The sequence below is a fragment of the Candidatus Tisiphia endosymbiont of Ditula angustiorana genome, assembly GCF_964026425.1.
Classification (GTDB): domain Bacteria; phylum Pseudomonadota; class Alphaproteobacteria; order Rickettsiales; family Rickettsiaceae; genus Tisiphia.
On sequence record NZ_OZ032143.1, the window covers coordinates 1,140,091 to 1,154,864 of the forward strand.

A 14,774-nucleotide genomic window follows, 5' to 3' on the forward strand; every position below is an offset into this window, starting at 1 on the left:
AGATTGTCAGATAAATTTTGACTGTCAGATAAGTGTTCAAGATACAAGATCTCATCTTGGTATCCAAAGCACAAATCCCCGCCGATAAACTAGGATGCTCTATGTACCTTATATCTCTAGGTTTACAAGGTTGTTTTTAGATTTTTTTGTAACTGTGCAACTATATCCTCTATTTTTATTGTCTCTTTTACTTGCATAAACTCATATTTGCCGATAAAGTTAATATGTTCCCACCTTACTGGAGACACGCTGTTTAAATAGTTTATTCCCTCTATATTTCCTTGTGTGGTAAGCTCTGCAAGCAGTTTGTCTAGTATAATTGCATTGTATAATATTATAGAATTCGCCAGTAATCTAGAACATTGATTCCATATCTCATTCTCTAAAATGGTCTGTCCTCTAAACTTCCCACTATGTACTTTTGCTATAGCTCTACGTAGCTGGTGGTAAGCTTCAACCCTGTTTAAAGCTTTACGAATTTGACTCCGTAAAATGTCATCATCGATGAAATCTAATAAATAGAGACTTTTCAGTATTGAATCATATTCCCAAAGAGCTGTTTTAATTCTGCTGTACCTCTTATGAGATGACAACTTACCTATAATAGTAGCTTGGGTTGATTCCATCGTCGCGAGCGATATAAATATTCTTTGAATATTATCCCATTCTTCTGTGATGAGTTTTCTATTGGCGAGTTTAGTTGGTTTGATAAAGCAGTCTTTGTATAAGGTCAAAGGCTTCATACTTCTAAGGCTTTTGACTTGTTCTTTTGGGTCGCTAAAATTTGGCATAAATAATTTGCTTATGGAATCAAGCACAGCAAAGTTAACCCTGTTAATTGAATGCATATCTCCTGATATGGCGTTTGGATCAATGTCAGAGGTATTATTATATATAATGTCGTAGGTATAATGGCTCTCATGCTCATTCGCACCAATCATCTTGCAATTGATCGGCACATGGTTAAGTACCATACTAAACGGAACAATGCCTTTATATAAGCCAAAATATTTGGGAGAGTATCTTGCTTGCATAGTATCTAACCTTGTTTCAAACTTTTGGCCATCTACTGCAGCTAGTAATTTATCCGTCAAAATGTTCCACGAGTTAAATACCTTAAGACTAGCTATTTTGTTACTGATAATATCATTAGCCTCTCGTAAATTTTCTAGGCTCAAAAAGTTTTTTTCTATATTACTCAGAGTGCTATAGCTTATATCACAACTTCGTGCCATGCGATAAGTACCAAAACTAAACCCATTGGCTACAATGCAGGCAATGATTCCTTCATAATCAGCTTTTTGCTTAGAGTAACGTGGTTTGATATGATCAAAAGCTTCACAGAAGTTGGTTTGCTCATTGATACAATATAACAACTCACTAATATTAATATTTGGTATTCCAGCGAAGAAATTATCATCTCTCTTATCTACAGTAGGATTGATTAAGTGCCATTTGTAGTTCTTGTTACCATCTTTATCCTCTTTGCCAGCTTTAGTCTTACTCTCTTTTATTTTAATGTGGCTATTTTCTTTACTAGCAATTTTTCTATTCACTTCTAAAGTTTTTGCATGAAGTTTTGTTTCTAATTCATCAAGTCTTTGTTCTATATCAACAGCAATATTAGGGTAGTTCAGTTTTTGTATGAGTTCGTCTTTATTTTGCCATACCTTATCAGAAACAAGATCCGTGCTTAGGCTTTTATACTTAGTACTTTCATTACAAAAAATATTCCCCTTATCAATTTCCTTTACAATAGATTGGTATAGATAAAACTCATATTTATCTAGATGATAAGCATTGGAGGTTGTAGCCGTGCTTGAGGTTGGTTTAGTTGCTGTAGTAACAGCCGTAGGAGTTGTGGTTACGGCAGTTCCAGCCAAGATTTGACTTTGGTTGGACGTAGGTGACGTTTGTGCTGCATCAGAGGGTTTGGTGTTAGTTTCATTGCCTTTAAAAATATATAGATATTTTCTGATACTTTTTGGAATAAATGTGTCAGGAAATTTATCGTTAGCGATCTTACTTAGCGGCACTTCTTTATCAAAAACATCCTGTAGAAAGGATATTGCTTGCATTAAATCATCATCCTTTTTACTGCTACAAAACTCTATTGATCTAAATAGCATACGGAGATTACCCTTAATACGCTTGGCTTTATTAACATAGAATTCCCATTTAGCAGACTCAAAGTCAAAGGATTGTCCCTCAATATAGTCAGCTGTTGGTAGATACTGAGTTTTAGGGAGAATATTGTACGCAGATTTCCAAAAATTTGTATGCTCTATTTGTTCCGCCTCTCCCATAAATCTTAATAAGCTACTTACTTTTGGTAAATTATCATTATAATGAACTGTATGGAGTACGAGTTGCTGATGAGCATATTCATTGGACTCTTGAATGAAGTTGTTATTACAATAGATAAAACTAGTAACTAAATTATTGATGATCTCTTTGTATCTCTGATTAATGTAGCATAGCAAATACAGGTTTCTAAGTGGTTTGCTAAATTGCTCTAATCTGTAAATATTATACTCATCTGCAATACTGGCGTAGTACCTAATACATTTAGGTGATATTTCAAGTTTATCTATTAGCTGTTTGGATAGTTTATAATATTCTGAATATATACGAGACTTAGCACATTCTTCTTTGAGTTCTGAGTATTTAAAATTCTTTGGTTCTCGCTTGAGTGTTGATAAATTCATTGTAGAGCCTGATTGAGTCATACCTAACAAAAAATTATCAAGTGCTGGAGGTATATTATCTCGAAGTATATTTTCTATACGTTTAAATTCGATACTGATTGATAGGCTGATTATATCGTGTAATATAGTGTAACTTGGTAATACAATTTGTTTTATCTGAATCTGAGATAGTATTTCCCTAAAAATATCTAGATGATTTGCATGAATACGCACTAAAAGCAAAGCTTGTTCTACAAGCTCTTTACGTGCTTTATCATTGAAGTCTCTAAAATTCAGTAAAGCCAAAATTTTCTTATTGCTTTCTTCTTTTTTTGCCTTAAGCAATATACTTTTACGCTTATCTTGTATGGCAAAATACTGAGTTAACACATAATCCAAGTCTAGCAGAACATCTTTGTAGTCAAAAGAAAATAACCGACCTTTAGCTTTAAAATAGCCAAGTTGTAATATTGCATGAACTTTAGAAGAAATATCGGGAATTTTTTCAATGAGCTGCCTCTCCTTCTTATTTAAAGAAAAGAAAACAATCCTTTCTTCTAATGTGAACTTTGGCAAAGAATAAAGATCATTGACTTCAGCCTCGCTTAAAATTTTGATGCGTTTATAACCTGTAACCATAAAACCATAAATCATAGCTTTTTGTATATGATAAAACGGTCGATAAGATACTGCTATTTTGTAAGTGCTATATATGTTATATAAATAATACAATATGTATAGTTTTTTCATAAAAATACAGTTAAAACTTAACAGGCTAGAGAATGACCAAAATTATAGCTTATATTCGTACCTCAACCGATAAACAGGAATTAAATAATCAAAAACTTGCAATATTAGAGTATGCCCAGAGAAATAATCTAAAAATATCTGAGTTTATTGAAATTCAAGTTTCTTCTAGAAAAACTTCTAAACAGCGAAGGATAGAAGACGTTTTAGGAAAACTCTGTAGTACTGATATGTTGATTGTAACAGAGCTGAGTAGGCTTGGCAGGAGTACTCCTGAAGTCATAGATCTGGTCAATGAATTAGTAAAAAAAAATATCAGAGTGGTAATACTTAAACAAAACCTTGACATTAGCAAGCAGGATATGAATTCCAAAGTCACAATTACCTTGTTTGCATTATTTTCAGATCTTGAACGTGATCTAATCAGTGTTCGTACTAAAGATGCCCTTGCACTTAAAAAAGCTCAAGGACAAATATTAGGTAAACCAATTGGTAGTATACAAAAAAGCAAGTTTGATAAAGACGTTAGTAAAATTAAAGAATTACTAAAACTAGGTCTGTCGGTAAGAAAAATATCCAAATTCTTTGGTTATAATAACCATATATCGCTTAATACTTATATTCAAAAAAGAAAATTGAAAGATAGTTTAAATGGAGACAAAAATACGAGTTTTTAAATGGTTTAATTAATAACACAAAAAACACTCTAAAACCTATATTATAAAAGGCTTAGTTCATGCTGGTTTATCGGCGGGGATTTGTGCTTCGAACCCCATGATGAAGCTAATTATTGTCTTAAATTTAATTTAATATCCCATATATATGACTCTTATGTGTTTTTAGGTAAAACACAGTTTGCTGAAGAATTGCTTGCGAAGATGGCAAAATTAGTAAAACACGGAAGCATACAAGAAGCTGATATGTCTCTAATATATTCCTCGAAAAGTGTGTTATGTGAGATGCAAGGAAAATATCATGAGGCTTTAGAATATGTAGATAAAATTATTGAGCTGTTTATAAAAAATGGCTCGCATATTCATGACCTATATTTTACTGGAACTTATATATCTAGAGCAAAGATGTTGAGTTTTCTTGGTAGATATCAAGAAGCTTATACTCAAGCTCAACAGGTATATAACATATATAAGCCTATCAAGAATGAAGATAATGAAATATTTGCAAATATTTATACGGAAATGGCAAGAAGTATATTAGGTTTAAATAAAGTAGAACAAGCTTATGAATATATTAAAAAAGCTATTTCCATATTTTTAGCAAGTGAAAATAGCAATTCGAAGCAAACAACAAATTATTCTAATAATCCCGACTTGGCATCTAGTTATATAGTACAAGGTGATATTCTATTTACCCAAAATAGGCTAAAGCAGGCCATAGAATCTTATAAAAAAGCATTTGTTATATACCATTATTTATATGGAGATAGAAGTAAAAATATTGCCCAAGTAAGTGATTTATATAATCATGCAGCAAAAGCAGCTTGTAAAAGCAAAGTTTATATAATTATAAATTCTTTGGTAAACCGCAAGTTAAAGAATTTGGCATACATCACCCTAATACTACCAGTATGTTTGAATATTGCAAACAATATAACATGGATTTGTGGATCAAGAATCATTAAGCATTAGTTGTGTTAACCAACAGTCATTGTTAATGATTATTATTTAAAATTAGCAAAGACTTGATAGAAATTTAAATAAATATATGTTTAAATTTCTATCAAGTCGTGGTTTATTGCGAATGTTAAGCCTAGAGATTTATTTGCTAACTCTCTAACCAACTTAATTCTTTAAAAATCATAGTTGATGACATAAATTCTTACCGGGAGGACATTGAGGCTATTGAACCGATGTCTTACATCGATACTTGAGGTTACTTAGAAAATCTTGCTACCCTTATAGTTATTATGTCTGAATTTAATTCAATATTAGTCATATATTCTGGCGTGAAATCGCTAGCAAATTCACTTAAGGTTTGCTCGAGAATGAATGTACTATGTTGCTCAACTATTTGCATAAAATCCGGTTTGCCTATGATTTCTAGGAATATTCTATCATTCATGGCAAAGTTGGCATCTTTTCTTGCTTGTTGAATAAAGCGTACTAAATCTCTTGCAATACCTTCTTCGTATAGTTCTTTTGTTATTTCTAAATCCAGTAATATTAGTCCATGATTATTAGCTAAAGACTTTGTACCTTTAACATTTTTAGGTTCTAAAATTAGAGAGAACTCATCTTGATTTAATGTTTCTCCCGCTATTACTAGATGCTCATTCATCAGTTGCCACTGATGCTTTTTAGAAGCTATTATGATATCTTTGACTTTATGAGGTAGACGTTTCCCTAAATTAGGAAAGTTAATCGATAATTTGTAATCAGCATGATTTTCTACATCATCTTTATAAATTATCCTTTTAACATTAATCTCATCTTTAATTAATTCTTCAAATTTTACTAGTAATTCATTATTTTTACTAATGATCGTTAAACTGCTCAGTGGTTGCCGAACCCGGATATTTTCGTTACTTCTAATGAATAAAGCATTACTACAAATATCTAATACTTGATCCATGATGCTGACTAAATCATAATCGACTTCTATCATGTCAAGTTTAGGAAAATCCGCTAAATGAACACTGCCTCCTTGCTTTTCTAGCCTTGTAAGTCCTAAATAAATTTCCTCAGAAATTAATGGTAGTAAACTGGATTGAGCAATAGACATTATTTCAAGACAACTATACAAAGTATTATAAGCATTTTTTTTATCTTGATCTTTTTCACTTTTCCAAAAACGATTTCTACTTCTTCTAATATACCAATTATTTAATACTTCAAAAAAATTGCCGACATTATTATAAGCTATTTGAGTATCAAAATTATCTAGCCCATACTGGATTTTTTCTACTGATATTTTTAGTTTTGATAAGATATAACGATCTAGCACATTTTGAGAATTAAAGTGGCTTTCCGCTTTTATCTGATCAGCATTGGCATACATAGTAAAGAAATGGTAAGCATTCCAAATGGGTTTGATAAATAAACGTAAGCTCTCATAAACCATTTTACCGTCTTTATCGATCAGCAGTTCCTGACCTTTGACTACATTAGAAGAGAGCATGGTAACTCTTAGAGCATCAGAACCATATTTATCAAATAATTCTAGCGGATCAGCATAATTATTAAGACGCTTTGATAATTTTTGCCCGGTGCTGTCTAATATAACCCCATGACAAATACAATTTAGAAAAGGTGGTTGGTCGAAAAGGGCTGTTGACAGTACCATTAAAGTATAGAACCAACCGCGTGTTTGTGCTGAATATTCCACTATAAAATCGGCAGGAAAATGTTTTTCAAACCAATCTTTATTTTCAAATGGATAATGTACTTGCCCATAAGGCATAGAGCCGCTTTCAAACCAACAATCAAAGACATCTTCTACTCTAACCATCATTGATTTACCGGTTGGATCATCCGGATTTTTTCTAGTTAGTTGATCAATAAAAGGTCTATGTAAATCGGTAACTGTAACCCCAAAATCTTTTTCTAACTCTTCTATTGATCCATACACATCAATCCTAGGATAAGTCGGATCATCTGATTTCCATACAGGTAGCGGTGTACCCCAAAATCTGTTGCGGCTAATTGACCAATCCTTAGCATTTTCTAGCCATTTGCCAAATAAATTATCCTTGACATGTAAGGGTATCCAGTTAATTTGTTGATTTAATAGGGTCATTCTGTCTTTAAATTCGGTAACTTTTACATACCAAGAAGGAACGGCTTTGTATATAAGAGGGGTGTCAGTACGCCAACAATGGGGATAACTATGAATATATTGCTCGGTTTTAAGCCAATTACCCTGATTTTTTAGCTTAATAATAATTTGATCATTAGCATCAAATACTTGTAAACCGACAAAATCATAAATTTCTTTGGTAAATTTCCCAGCATTATCTACAGGACAAACAAGTTCTATTCCTTGAGATTGACAAAGAATCTGATCCTCTTCACCAAAACCAGGAGCCATATGTACGATACCGGTGCCGTCTCCCTCAACAACAAAATCTCCGGAAAGTACTTTAAAGCTACTTGGATGATTGGCAAAATAATCGAATAATGGCTTGTAAGTGAGATTCAGGTTTAATAAGCACTTACCTTCAATTATATCATAATTTGTGTCAGCACTAAGCCCTAATTCTTTGTGATATTTTTCCAAAGCAAATTTAGCCAAAATATAACAAACCTGACCATTTGGCACTAGAGCATATTCAATATTTGATCCAATGGCTAGTGCTAAATTAGCAGGCAAAGTCCATGGCGTTGTAGTCCATGCCAGCATTCTGTACTCGTTATATTGTACAGAATTTGGTAATTTACCCTCAAGTACAAAACTGACCGTAACCGCCTTATCAGTTCTTTCTCTATATGAATTGTCTAGCCTTGTTTCAAAATTAGACAAAGGTGTCTCACATGCCCAAGAATAAGGCATTACTCTCATTGATTCATATAGCAGTCCTTTGTTATATAATTCTTTAAAAGCCCATAGCACAGATTCCATAAAAGCTTTATCCATGGTTTTATAGGAATTGGTAAAATCCACCCATCGTGCTTGTCGATTAACATATTCCTGCCACTGATCAGCATATTTCATCACCGATGATTGACAATGCTCGTTAAATTTATCAATACCAAAATTGATAATGGCCGTTCTACCAGAAATACTTAATTCCTTTTCTGCTTGCATTTCGGCAGGGAGTCCATGACAATCCCAACCAAAGCGTCGCTCGACTCTTTTGCCTTTACTAGTTTGATAGCGTGCATAAACATCTTTGATAAAACCAGTTAGCAGATGGCCATAATGCGGTAGGCCATTAGCAAAGGGTGGACCATCATAAAAGATGAATTCGTTATTTTGTCCATTTTTTACTGATGGTCTAGCATCTATAGTTTTTTGGAAAATATTGTGCTTTTGCCAATAAGCTAAAATCTTTTTTTCAATCGTTGGAAAATCGACATTAGATTGGATATCTTGGTAGTATTTATTAGTCATGTTGTAATCTTGATTATTATAAAAATAGTCGAATAATTGGTATATCGACGGGATTTGGTAATTTAAAAATATTCTTACATTTAGAAGTTATAGTTATAATATTGGATAAGGATTTAGTAATATATTTATCAGTATCTATATTATCTTCTGACTCATCTTGAATGTAATAGAGTATAGAACTTATATAAACGCTGAGTAACAAACTTCTCTTAGTATAATAATTATAATCTATAGATGTATCACCTGCATAACGCCAAATTAAATCACAGGTACGCAAGCCTATTTTTGTAGCAAATAGAGTGTTTGATGGTGTGGTAAAATAAGTACGATTCTTCAAATGTACAAGTTTAGGTGTACAATTTTTTATTCTAATTTTCAAAGCTAAATCAATTTTATCTTTTATTTTAGCTGGGGTTTCTTGTTGAGATAATAACTCAAGCATTTTTTGATCTTGCCAGTTTTCAAAAAAATCAACTATTTCCCTTAAACCTTTTGGAAAAATTATATGACAATACCCCTTAACAAAACCACATTCCTTTTCCGCATCTGCCAATAATTTATTATTCCACTCATCAAAGATTAGCAGTTTTGCTATAACTTGTACAAATTGTACTTTCAAACTATGATATTTTTCGTAAATAGTCATTAAATGCATCTTTTAATCTTGACATATAAGCTTAGTATATAGATAATGTTACTATCATTCAATAGTCTAATTTATGCTAAAAAGGGGGTAATTAAAAGTGATACTAGTAAACGTTCATGCTGGGAATGGTGAGCAAGCAATTAAAAATTTGAAAAGAAAAATGCAAAGAGAGCTTGTGTTCCGTTCAATGAAAATGTCGCGTTTCTATGAGCCTCCTTCAGTAAAACGTGTTCGTAAAGATCAAGAAACAGAAAGAAGAAAAAGAAAAGTTGCTCGTAAACAACTAATGGAAGGTTAATCGAGCTTAAAACTATTATATCTGCGAAGCAGGGCAGTTTAAGAGTTGTGGAAAAACAACCAACGTTTATTAGCGAGGGAGTCATAAGACTTTCGAAGCAATCCATAAAAGTGATTAGAAATGGATTGCTTCGTTGTGCTTACGCACTCTTCGCAATGACGTCTGCGTCTATAACTCGTCATTGCGAGGAGACCTAAGGTCGACGAAGCAATCCAATATATTGGCTTACCTATGCCTAATCTCTTAGATTGTTTCGTTGCTACTAAAGTGACTCCTCGTTAATAGATAATGGTTGTACAACTCCTCAGCAATAACATTTGGGCGATGACACAATTCTAAATTTGAAATAATTTATGATTATTAGAACATATCTTTGCTATATTTTTTTTACAGTTTTAATAATATCATCTTTTGTGATGCACACCCACGCAGCTGAAACAAAGAGTGCTAATTTGTATATCATAAGCGATAAAGCTTTTGTCGGGGATCGTAGTCAATTGCTAGGAGTAGCAAGAGAAAGCGAGAAATACTTTAAAAGCAAGTTTGTTACGCTGAATGTTGAGGAATACGATAAATCTCAATTAGAAACCGTTAAGGATCAAATTAGCAGTAACAAAAATCTTGCCATTATAGTTTCAGTTGGTTATTACGGCATAGAATCAATAACTAAATTAAAGTCAGATATTGAACTGGCAAAAAAGATTATCGCAGTACATCTTTCTCACCAACTATTAGATAATGGCACTTTATCACACAAGCAACTTGTCCAAGAAAAACGTGATGATTTTTTTGGTGCAGACATAATCGCCTTACCTAGCCATGCATTAGATAAGCAGAATACTCAACTTACTGGCGTGAACACTATACTACTTACTACTAATGGGGTAGCTCATAATATGCAGGTCTCTGATATTGAATCAGAATATGGTGCATTTAAATCAATGTTTTCTTCCTTTGATAAATATTTAGCAGTGATTTTAGCAGGGGATGTACCGGAAAATGGTACATATCATTGCTACACAAATAAAGAAACAGAGAAGTTAGCCAATTATGTTAGTAACCTTGCATTAAAAAATAATTATTTCGTATTAGTATCCAATGGACCACGTACAGGAAAATATGATTGTCAAAACAATAAAGAGCTTAGTGTACATGAAAAAGATAGTATAATGGATACGGTGACATCAACTTTCCAAAGGGTTTTACAAGAAAATCGAGTACCCTTTAAATTATTTGACTTTAAGAAAGGACAACCAAGTATGTATAAGGCTATTCTTGGAGCTGTTTTATATAACAAGCATAGCTTGATTATAGTACCAGGTGAATCTACTTCTATGGTTTCGGAAACCGTAGATATGTTACCTACTAAAACTGTTACGGTGTATTATAACTCCACAATGAACGAAACCCATAAAAGACATATAAAAAATGAGTTTAATGCAGGAAGAGTGTCAATTATTGATGAGAATATGCATCTTCATTTACCTAATAATACGCGAGCTAAGTATTATTCTGCTAGTGAGAATATAGCTAAGGGTATATATACTTTGTGGCATACTCGTACAGTTACTATCCCAAAGGTTATTAAATAGACCTGTCTTATACTTTCATCCCCATATCTTTAAAAAGCCATACACTTAACCTACCGACATCATATATGACGTCCCACGAGTCCGAGATATGGGCTTACTATTCAGGGTAATTTAAAAGTCACACTCTAGAGTTGAAATAAGTAATTTTAAGAACATCAAACGTCATTGCGAGAAGGCACGAAGTGCCGCCGAAGCAATCTAGGAAACAAAAAAAATAAAATCATCATATTTTTGCTGGATTGCTTCGTCGGTTGCAGCAAGCAACCACAGCTGTCGAAAGTTAGAAGAGGAAGCGGTTTTAGAAGTCATAATGGCAGTTTAAAAGTTGTGGGCTTATAACCGCTGTCATTGCGAGAAGGCGTAAGCCGACGAAGCAATCCACTTATGGTTACTTTTTTAGATTGCTTAGTCGACCTACGGTCTTTCTCGCAATGACGTTACCCTATTTAAAACCCCTTCCTCTTCTAACTTTCGACAGTTATGAGCAAGCAACCTCCTCGCAATGACGTCGGGCTTTCTTCCTTATGACTTTTAAATGCCATGCGTAAGGTGAGTTACTTTAGCAAGAATTCTTATAAATCCACGAAATTAACATAGAAGATTTCCAATAATCTAGAGATTTTGTTTCTAAAAGTTGTTTTTAACAACTTTTGAAGTTATAGTTATATACTGCTCGTAAATGAAGAGTTGGTAGACGAAGATCAAAATCAACAAGTGCTAGGAGTGTCCAAGCCGAGGAGCACAGCGTACATTAGTACGTGAGCACCGCAGGTCTTGGACAACAACAACGCAATTGTTGATTTTCATCGAGTATACTTAAATAATTTTATAAGATTAATTTAATCTCAATTCGATGTAAGACATAGGTTTAATAGCCTAGGGTTGTAATCCCGGTAAAAGTTTATGTCATTCCCGCGTAGGCGGGAATCTAAAAAAAATAGCATAGAAGGTATGTTATATAGTTTTAGATTCTGCACTGAAGCAGGGATGACATAAAGGGAAGCGGGAATGACATAATGGCGGCAGGGGTGACATCCCACAACTGTCGAAAGTTAGAAGAGGAAGGGGTTTTAAATAGGGTAACGTCATTGCGAGAAAGACCGTAGGTCGACGAAGCAATCTAAAAAAGTAACCATAAGTGGATTGCTTCGTCGGCTTACGCCTTCTCGCAATGACAGCGGTTATAAGCCCACAACTTTTAAACTGCCATTATGACTTCTAAAACCGCTTCCTCTTCTAACTTTCGACAGCTGTGGGTGACATCACCCCTAATGGCGATGATTACTTGAGCCTACTATTAATTTATTACATCGATATTTGAGGTTAATTTAGATAATTTTAACTATGGGTAAATAATAATGTCATTACGAGAATCAGAAGAAACTTTATCCGCAATAAAACAACTTCAAGAAAAGATAAAGGTTGAGCAGGAAATATTTGGTGATGCTAATAAAGAACGTGAATTGCTGCAAAAAGATTTAGTAAAAAAACAAGTATACTCGATGAAAATCAACAATTGCGTTGTTGTTGTCCAAGACCTGCGGTGCTCACGTACTAATGTACGCTGTGCTCCTCGGCTTGGACACTCCTAGCACTTGTTGATTTTGATCTTCGTCTACCAACTCTTCATTTACGAGCAGTATACTATTAGAGGACTCTAGAAAGACTTTACAAGAACAAGATAATGATGCATCAGAATTGTTGGAAAAACTTTGGAAACAGCAGGAAAAAATAAAAGGATACCTAGCTGCTCAATCAGCAGACGAAATAATACAAGCCATCCAAGAACAAAATGAATTTATAGATTCAGAGTTAGATTTGGTCAAGCAGCAATATGAAAACATTGTATCAAATCTTGAGCTATGTCGAGAGTTTGAGCAGTTTTTACATGAAGATGGAAAAGATATTTCTCATAAGAGTATTGAACACAAAGAGGAATTTGCTAAATTCCTTGAAGGAAATGAATTACTAAAAGAAGGTGACAAAAAAGAGTTGCTTAAGAAAAATTTGCAGGTTATTGCAGAACTTAATGGTGGTATACAGAATCTACAAGCAAGAGAGACCTATTTAATCGAGCAAAAAGAGGAGTTACAAAAGACAGATTTATCTGATAATTTGACAGTTTATGTTCAGCCAAAACTACAAAAATTATTCGAGGAATGCCAAGCGGAGATAACAAAAGAAATAGACGTTATGTTAGCAGAAAATCCTATAATAGTGGAGCAATATAAAAATGTAAAACTACAGGAAGAAGAAATAAAGAAAATCCAAGATCAAATAGAGCAAAAAACTCAAATCATTGAGCAAAGCAAGCAAAAAGAAGAGAAGTTGTTTGAAGCATTAGAACAATTGGAAGAAAAATCTTACCCCCCTCTATCCAGTGAAAAACAACAACAAGAAGGTTCAGTCAGTCAGTATCCTATATTACAAGAAAGAGCTAATGATGTTGAGGCGTTACTGAAACGTCAAATTGAGCTTGGTAAGTTGAATAAACAGCTTGATATTGCACAGGAAGAAGCAGCTGATCAAACCTACCAATTAGAGCAATTAAAGTTATCTACAGATAAGGAAAGATTATCTACAAATGTGCAAATACAAAAAAATCTAGCCCTAATAAATGAACTCCAAGAACAGATTGGAGTACTGGAAAGAGAAAAAAAAGAGCAGCAAATAGGGCAGCAGCAATTTATTATACCGCAGGATCTTAGTTTATTTGATGAGCTAGACAAAGCACTTAAACCAAATGAATTTGTAAAGTTAGAAGCTCGGGTAAATGAGTTAACCCAAGAGAATAATGATTTAAAAACTAAGTTAGAAAAAATAGAAAATGAAAAAAAACAGTTAGAGGTACTTAGTGAGGAAAAAGATTTAGAGTATAGTAAAGCAAAAGAAAATTATGCAGCAAAATTGCGAGAGGTAGATGAGGAATTATCAAAACTAAAATCAGAGCAGCAAGAAAAACAGGCAGAGCTACAAAAGACGAAAGAAGAATTAACCGGTACTAATGAGAAATTGCTTGAAGCTAAAAAATTGCATGGAAAAGAAAGTGAGCAGGCTAAAGAATTACAAGATCAGGTAGAGGAATTAACCAAGGTTCAGCATCAATTAACGACTGAGTTAAAAGAAACAAGAGAAGGGGCAGAAAGTCGAATAGCAGGACTTACTAAAGAAAAAGAATCAGCAACTCTCGACTTACAGGCAGCACGATTAGCCTATGAAGCAATGCTTAAAGAACAATCAGGGGTAGTTGTAGCAAAATTGCGAGAGGTAGATGAGGAATTATCAAAACTAAAATCAGAGCAGCAAGAAAAACAGGCAGAGCTACAAAAGATGAAAGAAGAATTAACCGGTACTAGTGAGAAATTGCTTGAAGCTAAAAAATTGCATGGAAAAGAAAGTGAGCAGGCTAAAGAATTACAAGATCAGGTAGAGGAATTAACCAAGGTTCAGCATCAATTAACGACTGAGTTAAAAGAAACAAGAGAAGGGGCAGAAAGTCGAATAGCAGGACTTACTAAAGAAAAAGAATCAGCAACTCTCGACTTACAGGCAGCACGATTAGCCTATGAAGCAATGCTTAAAGAACAATCAGAGGCAGTTGTATACTCGATGAAAATCAACAATTGCGTTGTTGTTGTCCAAGACCTACGGTGCTCACGTACTAATGTACGCTGTGCTCCTCGGCTTGGACACTCCTAGCACTTGTTGATTTTGATCTTCGTCTACCAACTCTTCAT

At 33.7% G+C, this 14,774-nt stretch carries 9 protein-coding genes; 6 read left to right on the forward strand and 3 right to left on the reverse strand.

Annotation, left to right across the window (positions count from 1 at the left end; translation table 11 throughout):
• Positions 1–122 precede the first annotated feature (122 nt).
• Entirely contained in the window at positions 123–3,437 is a 3,315-nt protein-coding gene (locus AAGD29_RS05455; RefSeq protein ID WP_341757362.1) for a Tn3 family transposase, read from the reverse strand.
• A 32-nt stretch (positions 3,438–3,469) separates the two neighbouring features.
• Between AAGD29_RS05455 and AAGD29_RS05460 the strand changes: the two genes are divergently transcribed.
• A complete protein-coding gene (locus AAGD29_RS05460) occupies positions 3,470–4,111 on the forward strand; it encodes a recombinase family protein (protein ID WP_341757363.1) in 642 nt (213 codons plus the stop codon).
• 81 nt (positions 4,112–4,192) lie between these two features.
• The gene (locus tag AAGD29_RS05465; RefSeq protein ID WP_341757364.1) at positions 4,193–5,080 is read left to right on the forward strand and encodes a tetratricopeptide repeat protein; all 888 of its coding nucleotides are present in this window, start codon (positions 4,193–4,195) and stop codon (positions 5,078–5,080) included.
• 244 nt (positions 5,081–5,324) lie between these two features.
• Here AAGD29_RS05465 and ileS read toward each other — a convergent pair whose 3' ends face one another.
• Both ileS and AAGD29_RS05475 read right to left on the reverse strand, forming a co-directional pair.
• The gene (ileS, locus tag AAGD29_RS05470) at positions 5,325–8,501 is read right to left on the reverse strand and encodes an isoleucine--tRNA ligase (RefSeq protein WP_341757365.1); all 3,177 of its coding nucleotides are present in this window, start codon (positions 8,499–8,501) and stop codon (positions 5,325–5,327) included.
• 16 nt (positions 8,502–8,517) lie between these two features.
• Positions 8,518–9,147, reverse strand: coding sequence for a COQ9 family protein (locus tag AAGD29_RS05475; RefSeq protein ID WP_341757366.1), 630 nt, complete (start codon positions 9,145–9,147; stop codon positions 8,518–8,520).
• A 97-nt stretch (positions 9,148–9,244) separates the two neighbouring features.
• Here AAGD29_RS05475 and rpsU point away from each other — a divergent pair, with 97 nt between their 5' ends.
• From rpsU to AAGD29_RS05495, 4 genes are all read left to right on the forward strand, one after another.
• Positions 9,245–9,445, forward strand: coding sequence for a 30S ribosomal protein S21 (rpsU, locus tag AAGD29_RS05480; RefSeq protein WP_341748434.1), 201 nt, complete (start codon positions 9,245–9,247; stop codon positions 9,443–9,445).
• 452 nt (positions 9,446–9,897) lie between these two features.
• Positions 9,898–11,037 carry a hypothetical protein gene (locus tag AAGD29_RS05485; RefSeq protein ID WP_341757367.1) on the forward strand — a complete coding sequence of 380 codons (1,140 nt, stop codon included), beginning with the start codon at positions 9,898–9,900 and terminating at the stop codon, positions 11,035–11,037.
• A 1,358-nt stretch (positions 11,038–12,395) separates the two neighbouring features.
• Positions 12,396–12,629, forward strand: a complete 234-nt coding sequence (locus AAGD29_RS05490) for a hypothetical protein (protein ID WP_341757368.1) — start codon at positions 12,396–12,398, stop codon at positions 12,627–12,629.
• 106 nt (positions 12,630–12,735) lie between these two features.
• Positions 12,736–14,736 (forward strand): hypothetical protein, encoded by a 2,001-nt coding sequence (locus tag AAGD29_RS05495; protein ID WP_341757369.1) that lies wholly within the window; start codon positions 12,736–12,738, stop codon positions 14,734–14,736.
• Positions 14,737–14,774 lie beyond the last annotated feature (38 nt).

What these genes read in the sequence shown, in the direction of transcription:
- AAGD29_RS05455 (WP_341757362.1), bottom strand. Translation starts at nt 3,437, where the DNA reads ATGAAAAAACTATACATATTGTATTATTTATATAACATATATAGCACT.
- AAGD29_RS05460 (WP_341757363.1), top strand. Translation starts at nt 3,470, where the DNA reads ATGACCAAAATTATAGCTTATATTCGTACCTCAACCGATAAACAGGAA.
- ileS (WP_341757365.1), bottom strand. Translation starts at nt 8,501, where the DNA reads ATGACTAATAAATACTACCAAGATATCCAATCTAATGTCGATTTTCCA.
- AAGD29_RS05475 (WP_341757366.1), bottom strand. Translation starts at nt 9,147, where the DNA reads ATGACTATTTACGAAAAATATCATAGTTTGAAAGTACAATTTGTACAA.
- AAGD29_RS05490 (WP_341757368.1), top strand. Translation starts at nt 12,396, where the DNA reads ATGTCATTACGAGAATCAGAAGAAACTTTATCCGCAATAAAACAACTT.